Annotated in this window: 14 protein-coding genes; 6 read left to right on the plus strand and 8 right to left on the minus strand. The window is 61.4% G+C overall.

From position 1 onward, the window contains the following. The first annotated feature begins 71 nt into the window (after positions 1–71). Both B149_RS0108865 and hflX read left to right on the plus strand, forming a co-directional pair. Positions 72–665 (plus strand): IMP cyclohydrolase, encoded by a 594-nt coding sequence (locus B149_RS0108865; RefSeq protein WP_018124830.1) that lies wholly within the window; start codon positions 72–74, stop codon positions 663–665. Positions 666–992: 327 nt separating this feature from the next. Next, positions 993–2,459 carry a GTPase HflX gene (gene hflX, locus B149_RS0108870; protein ID WP_018124831.1) on the plus strand — a complete coding sequence of 489 codons (1,467 nt, stop codon included), beginning with the start codon at positions 993–995 and terminating at the stop codon, positions 2,457–2,459. 5 nt (positions 2,460–2,464) lie between these two features. Here hflX and B149_RS0108875 read toward each other — a convergent pair whose 3' ends face one another. The 7 genes from B149_RS0108875 to B149_RS0108905 all read right to left on the minus strand — a co-directional run bounded on the left by B149_RS0108875 (position 2,465) and on the right by B149_RS0108905 (position 11,670). Continuing rightward, positions 2,465–3,436 carry a cation diffusion facilitator family transporter gene (locus tag B149_RS0108875; RefSeq protein ID WP_018124832.1) on the minus strand — a complete coding sequence of 324 codons (972 nt, stop codon included), beginning with the start codon at positions 3,434–3,436 and terminating at the stop codon, positions 2,465–2,467. Between the two features lie 70 nt (positions 3,437–3,506). Next, positions 3,507–4,145 carry a glycerol-3-phosphate 1-O-acyltransferase PlsY gene (gene plsY, locus B149_RS0108880; protein WP_018124833.1) on the minus strand — a complete coding sequence of 213 codons (639 nt, stop codon included), beginning with the start codon at positions 4,143–4,145 and terminating at the stop codon, positions 3,507–3,509. A gap of 70 nt (positions 4,146–4,215) precedes the next feature. Continuing rightward, on the minus strand, positions 4,216–4,719 hold the full coding sequence (locus B149_RS0108885; protein WP_018124834.1) for a 4Fe-4S dicluster domain-containing protein: 504 nt from the start codon (positions 4,717–4,719) through the stop codon (positions 4,216–4,218). A gap of 2 nt (positions 4,720–4,721) precedes the next feature. Further along, entirely contained in the window at positions 4,722–5,771 is a 1,050-nt protein-coding gene (locus tag B149_RS0108890) for an FAD-dependent oxidoreductase (protein ID WP_018124835.1), read from the minus strand. Between the two features lie 45 nt (positions 5,772–5,816). After that, complete coding sequence (locus tag B149_RS0108895) at positions 5,817–7,952, minus strand: ribonuclease catalytic domain-containing protein (RefSeq protein WP_018124836.1); 2,136 nt, start codon at positions 7,950–7,952, stop codon at positions 5,817–5,819. 104 nt (positions 7,953–8,056) lie between these two features. Then, positions 8,057–11,089 carry a proline dehydrogenase family protein gene (locus B149_RS0108900; protein ID WP_018124837.1) on the minus strand — a complete coding sequence of 1,011 codons (3,033 nt, stop codon included), beginning with the start codon at positions 11,087–11,089 and terminating at the stop codon, positions 8,057–8,059. An 86-nt stretch (positions 11,090–11,175) separates the two neighbouring features. Then, on the minus strand, positions 11,176–11,670 hold the full coding sequence (locus B149_RS0108905; protein ID WP_018124838.1) for an Lrp/AsnC family transcriptional regulator: 495 nt from the start codon (positions 11,668–11,670) through the stop codon (positions 11,176–11,178). A gap of 131 nt (positions 11,671–11,801) precedes the next feature. On the opposite strand from B149_RS0108905, the gene B149_RS0108910 reads away from it, so the two are divergent. Genes B149_RS0108910 through B149_RS0108925 form a run of 4 tightly spaced genes read left to right on the plus strand, consistent with a single transcriptional unit; the run spans position 11,802 to position 15,503 of the window. Beyond that, positions 11,802–12,947, plus strand: coding sequence for an MlaE family lipid ABC transporter permease subunit (locus B149_RS0108910; protein WP_018124839.1), 1,146 nt, complete (start codon positions 11,802–11,804; stop codon positions 12,945–12,947). Continuing rightward, positions 12,944–13,750 (plus strand): ABC transporter ATP-binding protein, encoded by an 807-nt coding sequence (locus tag B149_RS0108915; RefSeq protein ID WP_018124840.1) that lies wholly within the window; start codon positions 12,944–12,946, stop codon positions 13,748–13,750. Before B149_RS0108910 ends, B149_RS0108915 begins: the two co-directional genes overlap by 4 nt. Then, positions 13,747–14,889, plus strand: coding sequence for an MlaD family protein (locus tag B149_RS0108920; RefSeq protein ID WP_018124841.1), 1,143 nt, complete (start codon positions 13,747–13,749; stop codon positions 14,887–14,889). Before B149_RS0108915 ends, B149_RS0108920 begins: the two co-directional genes overlap by 4 nt. Beyond that, entirely contained in the window at positions 14,886–15,503 is a 618-nt protein-coding gene (locus tag B149_RS0108925) for an ABC-type transport auxiliary lipoprotein family protein (protein ID WP_018124842.1), read from the plus strand. Before B149_RS0108920 ends, B149_RS0108925 begins: the two co-directional genes overlap by 4 nt. Here the strand turns inward: B149_RS0108925 and B149_RS16810 are convergent. Further along, positions 15,449–17,266 (minus strand): PAS domain-containing hybrid sensor histidine kinase/response regulator, encoded by a 1,818-nt coding sequence (locus tag B149_RS16810; protein ID WP_018124843.1) that lies wholly within the window; start codon positions 17,264–17,266, stop codon positions 15,449–15,451. The genes B149_RS0108925 and B149_RS16810 overlap by 55 nt on opposite strands. Between the last annotated feature and the right edge of the window lie 43 nt (positions 17,267–17,309).

The following is a 17,309-nucleotide window of genomic DNA, read 5'->3' on the forward strand; positions in this document are numbered from 1 at the left end:
CAGTGCGCCCGCCGCTTGCCTTTGCGGTGCAAATCCGGCACAACCACCCAAAAACCATTAGGGGGTTGTGAATGGACTTGTTGCCTGTCAAACGCGCCTTGCTGAGCGTCACCGATAAAAGCGGCCTTGTGGACTTCGCCCGGTTCCTCGTGGACAACGGCGTTGAGCTTGTTTCCACCGGCGGTACCAAGAAGAAGATTGCGGAAGCCGGACTTCCCGTCACTTCCGTGAGCGACGTCACCGAATTTCCCGAAATCCTCGGCGGAAGGGTCAAGACCCTGCACCCGCGGATCCACGGCGGAATCCTTGCCGACAAGGATGACCCGTCCCACATGCAGACCCTTTCCGAACTGGACATCGCGCCGTTCGACCTCATCTGCGTCAATCTCTACGACTTCGCCAAGGCGGCCGAGCAGGAACTGCCGCTCAAGGACGCGGTGGAGCAGATCGACATCGGCGGTCCCTGCATGCTTCGCGCTTCCGCGAAAAACTACCACAGCATCGCGGTGGTGCCCGGCCCCGAATACTATGAGCGCATCATGGAAGAGCTGAAGGGCAACGGTCTGACCCTTGGTTTCCGCAAGGAAATGGCCGCCCGTACGTTTGAGCTCACCAGTCGTTACGATGGCATGATTTCGCAGTATCTGGCCTCTCACGAGGAATAAGACGGATTATCGTCCTCCCCGACCACGGGGAGGACGTTTTTCTTGAGCCCAAGGGGCGATCTCGGGTATTCTGGTTCAAGAACATTTTTTCGTGCCGCCGCACCTTTTGCCCATCGGCAAAACCACCATGCGACGGCGACGCCACAGGCGTGAAACCAAAGGAGCACTCCCATAGCACAGAAGGCGCGCGGCAATACGCAGGGATTAAAACCGAGTCAGCTCAAAAGACTAAACAGACTGTATTTTCGTTCCTATCCCGTTGATTCGGGATTCACCCCGGAGCAGGCCCGGGAGCTGGCCTCCATCAGTGAGGACATCGGCCGGCAGGTGGCGCTGCTCATCGACCGTGCGGGCAAGCCGTACATGGTGCTCGTGGGCGATACCGGCTCCATCTACATCCCTAAACTGCCCCGCGCCCGTTTGGGTTCCCGCCGTCTGCGCGGCCTGCGGCTGTTGCATACCCACATAAGTGGTGAAAAGCTGACACAGGAAGACCTCATGGACATGGTCTTTTTGCGGCTGGACAGCGTGTGTGCGCTCATGTGCGAGCAGGGACAGCCCGTTGCCGCACAGGTTGCCTATCTGTTGCCCACGGAGGTGGAGGGGCGCAGCTACGAAGTGCTGGACCCGGTGCGCTGGGACCAACTCGACGTAGACCTCGCCGCCACGGTGGAAGCGCTGGAGGACGAGCTGGCGCGCTCGGCCGGAACCGCCGAAGTCAGCGACGAAAACCGTGCGCTGCTTGTCAGCGTGGACACCGCGCCGCGACACGTGCAGGAGCTTTCCCTCGAAGAGCTGGCCGATCTGGCGGAAACCGCCGGGCTCGACGCGGCGGGCACCATGATTCAGCGCGTGCGCAAGCTCAACCCCAAGTTCATCATGGGTAAGGGCAAGCTGGCCGAGCTGGAGGTCAAGGCGCTTCAGGCCGACGCCGGAGTCATCGTCTTTGATCAGGACCTTTCCCCGGCCCAGATCCGCAACCTCGCCGAGGTGACGGAACGCAAGATCATCGACCGCACACAGCTCATCCTGGATATTTTTGCCCAGCACGCCACCAGCCGCTCGGGCAAGCTGCAGGTGGAGATGGCCCAGCTCAAATATGCGCTTCCCCGGCTCGTGGGCAAGAACAGGGCCATGTCGCGGCTAGTTGGCGGCATCGGCGGACGCGGTCCCGGTGAAACCAAGCTTGAGATCGACCGTCGCCGCGCAAGGGACCGTCTGACCCGGCTCAAAAAGGAGCTGGATCAGGTCCGCAAACGGCGCGGGCAGACCCGTGAACGCCGTGCCAAGGCCGGACTGCCCATCGTCTCCCTTGTGGGGTACACCAACGCGGGCAAGTCAACGCTGCTCAACACCCTTACCGGCTCGGAAGTACTGGCGGAAAACAAGCTCTTCGCGACGCTGGACCCCACCAGCCGCCGCATCCGCTTCCCGCGTGAGCGCGAAGTGGTGCTGACCGATACGGTCGGGTTCATCCGGCGGCTTCCGCCGGACCTTCAGGAAGCCTTTCGGGCGACGCTGGAGGAACTCGATTCCGCGGATGTCATGGTGCTGGTGGCGGATGCCTCGCATCCCGAAGTGGAGGAGCAGGTGGCGGCGGTGCGCAGCATCATCAATGAGATGGATCTTGATGACACCCCGACCATTCTCGCGCTGAACAAGTGGGATCGGCTGGGCGAAGATGAGCGGGTGACCATGGGCAACGTGTTCCCGGACGCCCTGCCCGTCTCCGCGCTGGATAGACCTTCGCTTGAGCCGCTGGTGGAAGAGATTCTCGACAACCTTCCGAATTAGGAAGGCTATTCCAGGACAGGTCCCTCGGACCCGCCGGAAAGCACATGCTGGCAGGCGCCGCCGGTCTCCTTCCCGTCGAACGAGGCTCGGTCTTCGAGCGGTTCCACGTGGATGGTGATCTGCGCGCTGTCGAGCTTATGCTTGATGTCGTCCTCGATGTCGCAGCACAGATCGTGCGATTCCTTGACGCTCATGGCTCCGGGCAGGAGCAGGTGGAAATCAATAAAGCGCAGGGCTCCGGCCTTGCGAGTCCTGAGTCCGTGAAACACCGCATCGACTCCCGCGCGGCCCCGGATGGCCTCGGCAATGATTTCGAGTTCCTCTTCTGGCAGGGCGTCATCCATGAGGCCTTTGATGGCGCGCTGAACCAGTTGTACGCCGGTCCAGACGATGTTGGCTGCCATGAGTACGGCGATGATCGGGTCGAGGACGGTGTATTCCGGAAACAGAATGAGCACCGAGAGTCCGGCCACGAGACCGAGCGAGGTCCAGACGTCCGTGAGCAGGTGTTTCGCGTCCGCTTCGAGGGTGATGGAATCGAATCGGTTTGCCGCACGCATCATGATCTTGGCGGTGACGAAGTTCACCACCGAGGATACCGCTGCGAGAATCAGACCGGGGCCGAGGCTTGTCAGCGGTCTCGGGTGCAGGAAACGGTCGAAGGATGCCCACGCGATGCCGACAGCCGCGATGATGATCAGCACGCCTTCCACGCCGCTGGAAAAATATTCGACCTTGCCGTGCCCGTACGCATGGCTTTCGTCTGCCGGGCGCATGGCGATGGTGATGGCGGTAAGCGCCATGAGTCCCGCGGCGAGGTTGATGAAAGACTCTGCGGCGTCGGAGAGCAGCCCCACGGAGTCGGTCATGGCCCATGCACCGAACTTCATTCCAAGCGTGAGCAGCGAGGCGGCAACGGAGTACCAGGCGTAGCGCACCGGTGTGTCGGTGTCGGTCAGGTCGGCTTGCATGTGCATGATGAGTGGTCCCCGGCGTTCGTCCGTGTTGGTCGAAGCGGAAAAAGGCCCGCCGGAGCGGGCCTTGGGATTACTTGTCTTCGTCGGACGTGTCGAACGTCCGCCAGGCCTTTTCCTCGCCTTCAGTGTACTTGGAACGACGCCACGGCTTTTCCTGACCGCTCGACAGCCGCTGGATGTTCTCCTTGTGCTTCCAGAAGATCAGCAACATGATGATGAGCGAGACGGGCAGGAGCTCGATGCAGCCGGAGAGCAGGGAAAGCACCGGCAGCATGACGGCGAACGTCAGCGAACCCATGCTCACGTAGCCGGAAAGCAGCACCGCGCCGATGCAGGCGGCGGAGGCGATCAGGCCGATCCAGAAGGATGCACCGAGAAAGACGCCCACCGAGGTGGCCACGGCCTTGCCGCCTTTCCAGCCGAGGAAGGGAGAATAGGCATGTCCGAAAACGGCGGCGACCATCACGAGGCTGGTGAAGAACCATCCGCCGTGCTGGGTGGCCATGACGACCGGCAGAAATCCCTTGAGCAGGTCTAAGGCCAGCACTGCTATGCCGTACTTGGTTCCGCAAAGGCGCGCCACGTTGGTGGCGCCGGTGTTGCGGCTTCCCCCCTCACGCGGGTCGATGCCCTTGAACGTGCGGGCTACGTAAAGCCCGAAGGGCAGGGAGCCGAGGAAAAAGGCGAAAAGTATCAGTATAAGTTTCATGCGGGTCTCCTTGTGAATTGCAACAGGCCGGATTGTAGCCGTTTTACGAGATTTTGAAAAGTCCCGTCGGTCACTTGGGTCGCTTCACAGCCGGGCGAATGTGCGCGATGACCCGTTTCAGGGCCTCTTCGGACTCCTGCGTGCACAGTTCGGGAACGGTGTCGCGCTCCACGTGCATGACCGCGCCGCAGGGGCACATCTCCACGCAGGCGGGGCCAAGGCCGATGTCGCGGCGTGAGGCGCACAGGTCGCATTTGCGCACCGCAACTCCCGTCGAGGTAAGGAATATTGCCCCGAACGGGCAGGCCAGCAGACACTGGCGCGTTTCGCAGCCGCGGCAGAGCATGGGCTGCAGCACAAGGGCGCCGTCGCGGTCGCGAACCAGTGCCCCTTTTTTGCACGCCCTGGCACAGGGCGCGTCCTCGCAGTGCCGACAGTAGAGCGGTACCATCAGGCCGTCGCGCGTGCGGGTCATGTGGATGCGCGGCGTGTCGTGGATGAATCCGCAGACCGCCTCGCAGGTCTCGCAGCCGATGCATTTGGAATAATCTATGTAAAGTGTCTTGCCTTCCATGCTTACCTCCGCCCGCTTTCGTCGTCTTCGGACGATGCTTCGAGGCTCTCGCCGCGAAGGTCCAGCCAGTTGCCGAGCGAGCGGGCCGCCTTGAGTCCCGATTCCACGGCCTTGCCGATTTTGCTCGGTCCGGTGAGCACGTCGCCGGCCACGAAGACGTTGTCGATGCTGGTCATGTTCAGCCAGCGCACATCGCCCTTGCGGATGTTCTCCAGTCCGAGCTTGCCCGCGAACGGCGGGGTCGGGATTTCGCCAATGGCGATGATGACCATATCGACCGGCACTTCCGTTTCGGTTCCGTCAGCGCACGACAGTTTGACGCCTCGCACCCTGTCTTCGCCGGTCAGCTCCAGCGGGGTGACCTTTTCCATCCACTCGATGCCCAGCTCCTCAAGACGATCGATCTCGAAGGTACCGCATGGCGCGTCGCGCTTGGTGCGTCGGTACAGCACCGAGACCTTTTCCGCGCCGAGGTGGTTGGCGCTATGCGCCGCGTCCATGGCGGAGTGGCCCGCGCCAATGACGGCCACGCGCTTTCCGGCCACGTCGGGAACGGAAACGTCGGGCCGCGCGTACCGGGCAGCGCGGATGGGGAAGAGAAATTCAAGTCCGGAATAAGCGCCGGGCAGGTCTTCGCCGGGAATGCCAAGCCTGCGGGATTTCCATGCTCCGGTGCAGATGAGGACCGCGTCGTGTTCTTCCACCATTTCACCGAGACCGATCATGTCGGCCGAAAAATGGTCGCCCTCTTCTTCGTGTAGCGGCGCGGAGCAGCAGACCTTGGTGGAGCAGTGGAAGTTGACGCCGAGTTTGCGTTCGAGCAGGCGCACCCCGTCCTCGATGCGGTCCGTGGGGATGCGGTGCGAGGGGATGCCGAAGGTCATGAGGCCGCCGGGCGAGGGCAGCTTGTCGTAGACCTCCACCTGATAGCCCAGCCCGCCGAGGTATCCGGCGGCGGCGAGTCCGGAGGGGCCTGCGCCCACCACCGCGACGCGGCGGCCGTTGCAGGGCAGGGGCTCGCTTCTGAGAAAGTTGAAGTTCATGGCGTTCATGCGTTTCTCCGATGCGGTGGGCCGATAACTGGCCCGGTGGGTTGATTATTCTTCCAGCGCCTCGACGACCCTGATTTCGTTGGTCAGCGGATCGATTCTGCCGAAGCGTATCGCAAAACGCTGGCCGGGGTACAGTTTGTCGCCCAGCAGTTTGAGCGGCGCGCGCACATTGATTTGCAGCTCCGGCATGGCAAGGTTCGGCAGAGGGCCGTTTTCATCGGCCACCAGCGCGGAATGCCACTCGTTCCTGCGTAGGGCGAGGTAGTGCAGCTTCCAGTATCGCGGGCGGAACCGCTGTACCTGCGTCACGGACTGGATGCGCGCGGAAAGATTGGGGAGCAGCGCTTCCATCTCGTCCTTGGAAAGACGCGCCTGACCGTCCTTCAGGTATGATTCGATCTGCGCCATGTTCAGAAAATCGGTGTAGCGGCGAAGCGGCGAAGTGCAGGGAGCGTAGACGTCCACGCCGAGCGCGGCGTGGGGACGAGGGGAAGTTTCCACCGAAGTCGGGGCCAGCATCCGCACCACGGCGGCGATGTCGGAAGGGTCGGTGAAGATCCCGGCCGCTTCCGGCGGCAGGGCGATGGCCTGCGTGCGGTGCATAAGGGTGATGCCGTGCTCCTGCGCCCATTCGGCCAGCCCGCGGTTGGCGAGGATCATGAATTCGCTCACGATCAGCTCGCTTTGCGGATACGCGTCCTTCATTTCGATACGGACTTCCGCGTTTCCGGGGAATCCTTCCACCCGCACTTCCGGCTCGGGCTTGCGGATGATGCAGGCTCCGTTGCCGATGCGGCGTTCGATAAGCTTTTCGGAAAGTTCATGGGCCACGGCGTACATGCCGTTATCTTCTTCGAGGCATTTCTCCACCGCTTCATAGGTGGTGTTTGCCTTGAGCCTCACCCAGTCGAGCCGGGGGGCGGTTTCCAGAAGGTTCCCTTCGGCGTCCAGACGGAACTCGGCAATCAGCGCGGGGCGGTCCTCGTTCTCCAGCAGGCTGTAGAGCCCGGTGCCGAGGGTCTCCGGCAGCATGTGGCTGGAGCCTTCGGGCAGGTACAGGCTGGTGACGCGGTTGAATACCGCGCGGTCAAGCTCGGAGCCGAATTCCCAGTGCGCGGTGGGCCGGGCGAGCGCCAACTGCAACCGGTAGCCGTCGCCGTCACGCTCGATGAAGAAAGCGTCGTCTATGTCGCGGGTGGTGGGACCGTCGATGGATTCGAAGGGTGTTTCCACCGGCTCGTGGCGTGCGGCCTCGAACCGTTTGCGCAGCGCCGCGATTTCCTGTTCGTGCTCGTCGGACCAGTCATCGCCCCACTCGAAGCCTGCGAGATCCAGATGAAAATTGTGGTGTTCGGGCAGGATGCCCCAGGTCTGGGCCAGCTGCAGGGGCAGGTGCGGATGGTCGGGGAGCCCTTTTTTGACGGCGGTCCATATCTGCTGCTGCCGGTCGTCCAGGCAGTCGGCCACGGCAGCCTTCAGCAATTGTGCGAGGCTTTCGGCCACATCCTCGTCGAGCTTCGGCGGCTTGGGTTCGCTGCCGTGCTTGCGGGCGTCCCACAGGGCCTTGAACATATCCTGTCCTGCACGGGTCACGGCCTCTCTGGCCTTTTCCTCTGCCTGCTGCTTGAGGCGCAGTTCAACCTGCTCGTGGGTGTATATCTCGAATTTCGGCGGCCGGAACTTGAAGTGCGTCTTGGTGGAGAGCATAGCCCTGCCGAGGGCCGCGAGCCGGTCCGGGCTGATCTCCTCCCAGAGCAGGTCCGCAAACCATTTGACATCCGCCTCGGGTAGTTCGCCCTGCGAGAGTTCCCAAAGCTCCATCACGTCCAGCCCGGCCTGTATCTCGCCGCGCTTCTCCTGATGCCGGTTCAGGATGTCCTGAATCTCCTGCTTGGAGGCGTCGGGCGCGTAGTTGGGGCCGGCCCATGGAAGGACTCGGGCCGCGGGCATCTTGGTCTCGCGTTTGTTGATGGTCCACAGCCGGAGCTTGCCGGACTGCTCGTCGAGCACAAAGGCCAGCTGCGGCTGGTCGCCTTGCATGAATTCCACGACGGAACCGGGACGTATGTTGGTCAGCAGGGTGTTTTTCGCCATGTATCGCTTGGTGGTGTCGGCAGTGATGAAAAGGGCTTCGGGGCACGCGTCGCGCCCGGAAGCCGTTTCCCGTCTATCGCATTTCACGTCCGCTGGCTAGGGGCGAAACATCGACGGACCGGGGCGGCACAGTGCCGACCCCGGTCCGCGGAGAGTAGGTCGGGCCGTGAATGGCCCGGAAACGCCGTTGATTAGATCCAGTCGTCGTCTTCGCTGATGGGCGCGAAGCCGCGGCGCATGGTGTTTTCGCACACGATGCGCGGGTCCATGAACTGGAGCAGGTAGTCGGGACCGCCGGATTTGGAGCCCACGCCGGACATCTTGAAGCCGCCGAATGCGTGGCGTTCCACCAGCGCGCCCACGGAGGGCTTGTTGAGGTACAGGTTGCCCACGCGGAATTCGCGTGCGCCGCGCTCAAGGTTGTTGGGGCTTCTGGAGTAGATGGCGCCGGTCAGGGCGAACTGTGTGGAGTTGGCCCATTCGAGCGCCTGATCGAAGTCCTTGACCCGCATGACGGAGAGCACCGGTCCGAAGACCTCTTCCTGCGCGATGCGGTGCTCGGGCGTGATGCCTTCCACGATGGTCAGGGGCACGTAGCAGCCGCCGTCGGCGCGGTATTTCTCGTCGGCCTCGCGCTGCACGAGCACGCTGCCTTCCTCGGCGGCGATCTTCGCGTAGTTGAGCACGTTCTCCTGGGCACCCTTGTCCACCACGGGACCCATGTAGTTGCCGGGCTCCTCGGCCGGGCCGAGTTTGACGGATTCGGCGGCCTCGCGCAGCCGGTGCACGAAGCGGTCGTATATGGAGTCGAGCACGATGACCCGCGAGCAGGCGGAGCACTTCTGGCCCTGAAACCCGAAGGCCGAGTACAGAACGCCGAGCACGGCTTCGTCGAGGTCCGCGTCATCGTCGATTATGATGCCGTTCTTGCCGCCCATTTCCGCGATGACGCGTTTGCACTGCTGCTGGCCGGGCTGCTTGACGGCGGCTTTTTCCTGAATGCGCAGGCCCACTTCCATGGAGCCGGTGAATGCGATGAGCGCGATGTCCGGGTGTTCGACGATGTAATCGCCGATGACCGATCCGCGGCCGGGAGTGTAGTTGAACACGCCGTCCGGCAGGCCGACCTCGCGCCACATTTCCGCGAGCTGCCAGCCGATGACCGAAGACAGGCCGGAGGGCTTGTAGAGCACCGGGCAGCCGGAAACGATGGCCGCGGAGACCATGCCCACGGAGATGGCGAACGGGAAGTTCCACGGTGCGATGACCGCGGCCACGCCCTTGCCCTGATAGAAGTAGCGGCTGTATTCGCCCGGAGCGTTGCCCATGCGACGCGGATCACCGAGACGGATCATCTCGCGGGCATAGTATTCCATGAAGTCGATGGCTTCGCCCACGTCGGCCTGAGCCTGATCCCACTGCTTGCCTACTTCGAGCACCTGCAGCGCGGAGAGCCGCCAGACGTTCTTGCGGCACCATTCGGCTGCGTCCAGAAGGTACTGGGCGCGCTTCTTGGGATCCACGTCGCGCCAAGACAGGTATGCTTCCTTGGCGCCGTCCATGGCCTGATCGATCTCACCGGTGCCTGCCTGACAGATGGTGCCGATGATCTCGGACGGCTTGGCCGGGTTGTAGGAGTCGAGCGTATCGTCAGTGGTGACTTCCCTGCCGTTGATGAAAAGCGGATACTGCTTGCCGGTCTCCTCGCGCCAGCGTTTCATTTCCTCGGGAAACGCCGCCCGCTGGGACGGGATGGTGAAGTCGGTGGGCGGATAGTTGTTGAAGGGCGGAATCTCGCCTTCCAGTCCCTGCACGCCCGGACGTGTGCGTGCGGTGCACGGCTTTTCGACCATCTGGCGGCGAAGGGTTTCTTCCGGATTCTCCAGCAGGCGGTCCATGTCGGCCTCGTCCGCGAAGGTCTGCTTGAGGAAGGACTCGTTGGCAGTGTTTTCCAGTAGANGGCGGACAAGGTAGGCCATGCCGGGAATCAGCTCGCCGTACGGGCAGTAGAGACGGACGCGCTTGGCCACGTTCTTGAGGCCCTTGCGCACCGGTTCCGCCATACCGTAGAGCACCTGAAACTCGTACTTTTCATCGGGAACACCGATGGCCTGAGCCATTTCCATGACAGCCGAGATGGAGCGGATGTTGTGGGAAGCGCATGCGTAATGGCAGATGTCGTGGTTTTCCAGAATCATTCTGGAAACCTTCTCAAAGCATATGTCGGACTCGGGCTTGTGCGTCCAAACGGGCACCGGCCAGTCGTTCTGCTTGGCGAGCACGGTCTCGTAGTCCCAGTACGCGCCCTTGACCAGACGGATGGAAACCGGGACGTCCTCTTCGCGTGCCCAGTCCAGAAATTCGCGAACGTCGTCCTCGGTGCAGGTCAGATAGGTCTGGAAGACGATGCCCAGATGCGGATAGTCGCGATATTTGGTGCGAAGGCGCTTGTACAGCTCAATGGTGGCTTCCTTGTACTTGAGCTGTTCCATGTCGATGCACAGGAATCCGTCCATCTCCATGACCTTCTTGTAGACGGGCTCGATGTTCTTCATCATGCCCTGCACGGTGCCTTCCACGTCCACGGGTTTGGACTGGGAATAGAAGGCGGAGGGCTTGACCGACACGTTGACCTTGGGCGCGTGGCCCCAGTCCATTTCGTTATCGGAATCGAGCGGCTTCCATTTGCCGTATTCCTTCTGGATGGCGTCGAGCACGTCGAGGTAGCCGTTCATGTAGTCCACGGCCTCCTCTTCGGAAACAGTCGCCTCGCCCAGCAGGTCGAGCACGAAGGTGAAGCCATCCTTGCGCAGCTTCTTGATGCCCTTGACCGCCTCCTTGCCTTCCTGTCCGATGATGAACTGGCGGGCCATGCCCTCAATGTTGGAGCGGATGGTCTTGTTGAGCACCTTGGCCACGAGGCCGCCGCCGATCTTGGTCTTGCTGGCGCCCCACTTGAGCACGTCGGGGATGTTGGAATCCTCGCCCGCAAAATATTCCTCGATGTGCCTTGAAAGGGATTCCGAGGTGTTGAGATAGGGCAGCACGTCCACGAAGCGGAACATCTGGACCTTGAAGTCCTCGTTCTTCATGGACCAGTCCATGACCTTGCCGGTCCACCAGCCCTTGTTGAAGATGGAGGGCGCCTCGCCCGAGATGGACTGGAAGAACTCCTTGCCCCGGGAAACGATTTTCGGATCGATGTCCTTGATGTCGATGCTCATGTTCCTCTCCTTGATGCGTTTCGACCTTCCCCCACGCCCCCTTTCGGGGCCGCGAAAAGCGCGGGGGAGGCCGCCATTCGGACCGCCTAGTGCGGTTCGTCCCCGTTCGTGACCGTTTCCGGCGCGACGGGAATCCCTCTCGATTCCTTGACGGTTGTCAGCACTATGGTGGAGTTGGTATCCCTGACAGTGGGAATGGCGCCGAACCTGGCGAGGATGCGTTGCAGGTCTTCCGTGCTTTCCACTCGGACCTTGACGAGGTAGGGTGCCTGTCCTGCGGTGTAGTGCACTTCGAGCACTTCCGGGATCTTTGCGAGTTCCCGCCCGGTCTCGAAGCTGCCCGCCGGCTCGTCGGTGAAGACCATGGTGAACGCGGTGAGCTTTCGTCCCACCTTGTTCTGGTCCACCACCGCCTCGTACCCGGTGATGAAGCCCTTGCGTTCGAGCTTGCGAACGCGCTCCAGCACCGCCGAGGGGGCCTTGCCGACCTGTCTGGCGATCTCGGCATTGGAAATTCTGCCGTTTTCCTGAAGTATGTTCAGGATAACTCTGTCAAGTTCGTCGATAGTTCTCTCACTCATAATAATAAAGAATATTCTTCTGTCACAGTCCTGTCAAGCATGGAGGGTGCACGTCAGACAGTTTTTGCCAATCTTCATTCGCTGGGGTAGGGTCTCGAAATGGTGGAATCTTTCAAACCTGAAAGGTGGTCATGGCCGAAAAAGGCGGTATGAATCATTCCGGTGCCGCGGGAATACGCAGCAGGGTCTCCGGCGGCGAAACCGTGGTTGAGCTTTCCGGGCGTCTGGACGGCGGTTCCGTTGGCGCGCTCTGGGAAAGCGCCTTGCAGGCCGTGTCGGGCGATCAGCAGCAGGTGGTCCTTGACTGCGGCGCCGTGGACTATCTGGACGGCTCCGGTGCTGCGCTGATGGTCATGATGCGCGATGCCGCGCAAGAGCGCGGCGCGTATGTGAGGGTGCGCGGCCTGCGCGATGAGTTGCTGCGGGTCCTTGAAATGACCTGGGCCTGCAAGCGCCCGAAGTGGGACGACCGGGAAGACGACCGCAGGGGGCTGCGGGAAATGATCGGCGCCAAGGCCTCCATCGGGGTGAACGACCTGCTTCAGTCCCTGAGTTTCGCCGGGGAGATGATTTACATCTTCTATCTCTGCCTGCGGCGTCCGAGCACGTTGCGTTGGAAGGACGTGCTGCTCTCCTGCGTGCGGGTGGGCGTGGACAGTATGCCCATCATCCTGCTCATCGGTTTTCTGATGGGGCTTATTCTCTCTTTCCAGTCCGCTGTGACGCTGCAACGCTTCGGCGGCGAGATTTTCGTGCCCAACATGCTCGGGCTGGTGATGTTTCGCGAGATGGGGCCGCTGGTCACCTGCATTCTGCTGGCTGCGCGATCCGGCTCTGCGTTTGCCGCCGAAATCGGGACCATGAAGGTCAACGAGGAAGTGGATGCGCTGAAAACCATGGGGTTATCTCCGGCGCGCTTTCTGGTCTCGCCAAAGCTCATCGCCTCGGTGACCATGGTGCCGCTCATGACGCTTTTCTTCAACTTCGCCAGCCTGCTGGGCGGTCTGATAGTCATGCTCTCGCTGGGATATCCGAGCGTGACCTTCACCTCGCGGGTTTTTCAGAACCTTCAGTACGGCGACTTTGTCGGCGGAATGCTCAAGGCGCTGGTGTTCAGTGTGCTCGTGGCGGGCGTTGGGTGTCTTCGCGGCCTGCAGACGCGCTCCGGAGCCAGCTCGGTGGGCGACTCCACTACGAGTGCGGTGGTCTCGGCCATCATCCTCATCGCCTTCGCGGACGGTATTTTCGCCGTGGTCTACTATTATCTGGGGTTATGATCATGAAGGATGCTCCGGTCATACAGGTTCAGAATCTCACGTGCGCCTACGACGACTTCGTTGTGGTGCGCAATGTGAGCTTCGACGTTCATGCCGGGGAGGTCTTCGTGATTCTGGGCGGCTCCGGCTGCGGGAAGAGCACGGTGCTCAAGCACATCATTGGCCTGTACGAGCCCGTCGAAGGGAGCATCCTGATTCACGGCAGGAATATGGCCACCGCCACAGAAGCGCAGCGGCAGGAGATCATGCGCGATTTCGGCGTCATGTACCAGATGGGCGCGCTGTTCGGGTCCATGTCGCTCCTGCAGAACGTGATGCTGCCGTTGGAGGAATTCACGGATCTGCCCCGTCAGGCGCGCGAAATGGTAGCCATGGCCAAGCTTGCCATGGTGGGGCTGGAGCAGTTCGCCTACAATCAACCGGCCACGCTTTCCGGCGGGATGCAGAAACGCGCGGCCATCGCCCGCGCCATGGCCCTTGATCCGGGCATACTTTTTCTGGACGAGCCGAGCGCAGGGCTCGACCCCGTCACCTCGGCCGAACTGGACGAGCTGATCCGGGGGCTCTCGCGTAATCTCGGCATTACCTTCGTCATCGTTTCCCACGAGCTTGCCAGCATCTACAGCATCGCAGACCGCGTGATAATGCTCGACCGGGCCAGCAAGGGACTCGTGGCGGAGGGCGATCCCCGCCTGCTCCGCGACCGGCCCGGCAACGAGGTGGTGGGACGATTTTTCAACAGGCAACCGCCCCAGTCGGCGGAACGCGAGACATGCCGCGTTCCGGTCGAGGAGGATGCATGATCCGCAAACAGGACTATCTCAAGCTCGGGACCTTCGTCATCCTCGGCACGCTGCTGCTGGTGGCCATGGTGGTGATTCTCGGTGCCGGACAGTATTTCAAGAAGACCCTGACCGTGGAGACCTACATCAAGGAATCCGTGAACGGGCTGGACATCGGCTCGCCGGTCAAGCTCAAGGGCGTCAAGGTCGGCTCCGTGTCGGAAATCGGTTTTGTCCATAATCGCTATACCGACGAATACCGTTACGTGCTCGTGGAGTGCGAGCTTGATCTGGATCGTCTCGGCGCGGAAGACGCCGACACCTATGCGGACAAGATCCGCCAAGACGTCAAACGCGGCCTGCGCATCAAGCCGAATACCATCGGACTCACCGGACAGCTGTATCTGAATATCGATTACGTGCCACCCGGAACCAATCCGCCGCTGCTTATCGACTGGCAACCGGAAAACGTCTACATCCCCTCGGTCTCAAGCACCATGAACCGGCTCGAAGCCGCGGTGGACAACGTCAGCAACTTCGTGAAGGGCTTGTCCAAGGACGATGTGGAAACCATCATCTCCAAGATTCGCGACATCGTGGAAGCCGTCGGCAAGTTCGTGAAGACCGATGACGGTAAGGCCATCGGCAAGCTGATTCGGGCCAATCTGGTGCAGACGGAAAAGACCCTGCGGCGCTTGAACGAGCTGTTGGCCGCGCCCGAGGCCGAGACCATAATACCCGATGGGGCGCACGCCATGGCAGGATTGCGGGAAATAGTGGAGAAGGGCGGCGACGACGCCGTAGCCGCGCTGGGCGACGCGCGACGGGCCATGAAGGCTTTCCGCAGCGCATCCACCGCGCTGGACCGTTTCCTGAGCAATCCTGAAATGGCCGACAATATGGAAGAATTCGGCAAGGCCCTGCGCAATATCAATGAAGCCTCGTCTGAAGTGAAGGTCTCCATAGCCAAGCTGCACGCCGTGCTCAACCGTCTCAACGCCATCAGCGCCGGGCAGCAAAGCAACATCCGCTCTATCTTGGATGATACCCGCGTACTCATGGAGAATCTCAAGGAAATCAGTGGAGAAGCCAAGGAGTACCCCTCCGGTGTCATCTTCGGCGCTCCCCCGGCAAAACGAATCCCCGGAGAATCCCGATGAAAAAGACCTCATATCTGCTGCTGGGGCTGCTGCTCGCGGCCTCACTGACCGCCGCCTGCGTGAACCTCAAGAACCGTCCGTTGGAACGCCGGAGCTTCGTGCTTGAAGTGCAGCGCGACGCACAGCCCCGGGAGGACAACGGAAAACTGCTGCGGCTGGGCAGGCTCGGGATAACTCCGGTCTACGGCGGCAAAGGGCTGGTCTACCGTCTTGAGAACGGCGAGGTGCAGTCGGATTATTACAACGAGTTTTTCTCCTCGCCGGAGTTGATGCTTTCACTGGAACTCTCCCGCTGGCTGCGCGAAGCCGCGTTTGCGGATGTGGTTCCGCAGGACAGCGCCGCCATAGCGGATGCTTCGCTCGAAGGGGTAGTGACCGCGCTGTACGGAGATTTCAGGAAGGCAACGCCGGAAGCGGTGGTGGAGATGCAGTTTTTTCTCGTGGATGAGCGGGGCGGGACAGGCGTGCTGTTCAACCGCACCTATCTGCAACGTCAGCCGCTTGAAGAAAGCAGTCCGGAGGCGGTAGTGAAGGGAATGAAGCTGGCGGTGGAGAAAATCTATTCCGAATTGGAGTCGGATATGTCCTCGGCGCTTTCCGCCTCTGGTTCCTGATCCAGCCTGTTCAACGCAACCCTGAGTTGGTCGAGCTCCATGGGCTTGGCCACGAAGCCGTCCATACCCGCCTGAGCGAACTTGTGCCGCTCTTCTTCCAGAACGTGAGCGGTCATGGCAATGACCGGAACATCCGGCGGCGTGGCGCTCTCACGCATCCGGCGGATCATGCGAGTGGCGTCCATGCCGTTGATTTCAGGCATTTCGATGTCCATGAGCACGCAGTCGAAGCGTTCCCTGTGCAGCGTGTCGAGTGTTTCGCGGGCATCCTGACAGGCCACGGCGCTGTGGCCGAGGTTTTCCAGAAAACGCAGGGCGGCGATGCGGTTGACGCGGTCGTCGTCCGTCACCATTACCCGCAGGGACTTCGTTCCCTCCTGTTCGTGCGTATGCTCGTCGGGAACGTCCTCTGAAAGCGGCAGCAACACGGCCACGGTGGTGCCCCTGTCCACTTCGCTGTCGATGCAGACGCTGCCGTTCATCATGTTCACCAGCCTACTGATGATGCTGAGGCCGAGTCCGGCTCCGGGCCGTTTCGGGTTGGGGCCGCTGAGCACCTGGTAAAAGGCGTCGAATACTCTGGGCAGCTTGCCCTCGGGGATGCCCGCGCCAGTGTCCTCCACCATGAAAAGATAGTGCCGTTTGCCGTGCAGGACATGGTGAAGACGCGTGACGCTGACCTTGATTTGCCCACGATGCGTGAACTTGATGGCATTGCCGAGCAGGTTGAACAGAATCTGCTCCAATTTGCCGAGGTCCGTGATGACCTTGGTGGGCAGCTCTTCCGGGATGCTGACGTTCATGCTGACGCTGTCGGGAAGCTGGACCTGCATGCTGCGTGTAATGGAGGTGATCACCCGTCGGATGTTGACGGGTTCCTCGTGCAGTTTCAGGTTGCCGGATTCCGCGCTGGTCAGGCTGAGCAGGTTGTTGATGATGCGCAGCAGCGACTGTCCCGAGTCGTAGGCGACTTCCACCTGCTCCTTGTATTTTTCATCCAGCTCGGAGCCGTGCAGCAGCTGGAGCATGGCCAGCACGCCGTTGAGCGGTGTCCGCAGCTCGTGGCTTATACTGGCGAGAAAATGGGTCTTGGAGCGGTTGGCCTGTTCGGCCTGTCGTCTGGCTTGATGCACATGTTCTTCGGCGAATTTGCGCTCCGCGATGTCCTGAATGATGCCCATTGCGCGAACCGGAGCACCTTCCTCGTTTCTGGAAACGACCCTCCCGGCTCCCAGCACCCATATCCAGCCGCCGTTGCCGTCGAGCATCCGGCACTCCACGCTGAAGGCATCCGAATTGCCGGTGATGTGCTCGAAAGCCTGATTGAACACGGCACTGCGGTCGTCCGGGTGTATCCGTTCCTTCCATTCCGAGGGCCGCGTGGGCATTTCTTCCGGGGACATGCGCAGGATGGCTCCGGCCTGATCGCTGTAGAACATCCGGCCTTCTTCGCCTTCCCATCTCCAGTAACCGGCTCCGGCGGCGGTGATGGTCAGTTCGAGGTCATGGTGGTTCTGCCGTGTTTTGCGCTGTTCTTTATCAACGGTGTTGAGATAGCCCTGAATGAGGGAGTAGACGAGCAGGGCGGTGACCAGAACGTAGAACCAGCCCTTGAAGGTCTGTAGGCGGAAAATCAGTTCGGGGTCATGCACCAGCCATTCGAGTACGCTGTCCGAAAGGAGAATCCAGAGACAGCCTACAAGCGCATAGACGCCTGCAATGAAGACCGCGGCCTTGTGCGGGGAATGTATGTTGCGCGCCATGGAATCCCCAGAGGTTCTGTTACCGGTGCAAAACAGCCAGTCG

Origin of the sequence: Desulfovibrio oxyclinae DSM 11498, from assembly GCF_000375485.1 — a bacterium.
GTDB classification, from domain to species: Bacteria; Desulfobacterota; Desulfovibrionia; order Desulfovibrionales; family Desulfovibrionaceae; genus Pseudodesulfovibrio; species Pseudodesulfovibrio oxyclinae.

Excerpts from the sequence above, each read along its gene's own strand:
- B149_RS0108865 (WP_018124830.1), top strand. The coding sequence starts at position 72 with ATGGACTTGTTGCCTGTCAAACGCGCCTTGCTGAGCGTCACCGATAAA.
- B149_RS0108875 (WP_018124832.1), bottom strand. The coding sequence starts at position 3,436 with ATGCACATGCAAGCCGACCTGACCGACACCGACACACCGGTGCGCTAC.
- plsY (WP_018124833.1), bottom strand. The coding sequence starts at position 4,145 with ATGAAACTTATACTGATACTTTTCGCCTTTTTCCTCGGCTCCCTGCCC.
- B149_RS0108885 (WP_018124834.1), bottom strand. The coding sequence starts at position 4,719 with ATGGAAGGCAAGACACTTTACATAGATTATTCCAAATGCATCGGCTGC.
- B149_RS0108890 (WP_018124835.1), bottom strand. The coding sequence starts at position 5,771 with ATGAACGCCATGAACTTCAACTTTCTCAGAAGCGAGCCCCTGCCCTGC.
- B149_RS0108905 (WP_018124838.1), bottom strand. The coding sequence starts at position 11,670 with ATGAGTGAGAGAACTATCGACGAACTTGACAGAGTTATCCTGAACATA.
- B149_RS0108910 (WP_018124839.1), top strand. The coding sequence starts at position 11,802 with ATGGCCGAAAAAGGCGGTATGAATCATTCCGGTGCCGCGGGAATACGC.
- B149_RS0108915 (WP_018124840.1), top strand. The coding sequence starts at position 12,944 with ATGATCATGAAGGATGCTCCGGTCATACAGGTTCAGAATCTCACGTGC.
- B149_RS0108920 (WP_018124841.1), top strand. The coding sequence starts at position 13,747 with ATGATCCGCAAACAGGACTATCTCAAGCTCGGGACCTTCGTCATCCTC.
- B149_RS0108925 (WP_018124842.1), top strand. The coding sequence starts at position 14,886 with ATGAAAAAGACCTCATATCTGCTGCTGGGGCTGCTGCTCGCGGCCTCA.
- B149_RS16810 (WP_018124843.1), bottom strand. The coding sequence starts at position 17,266 with ATGGCGCGCAACATACATTCCCCGCACAAGGCCGCGGTCTTCATTGCA.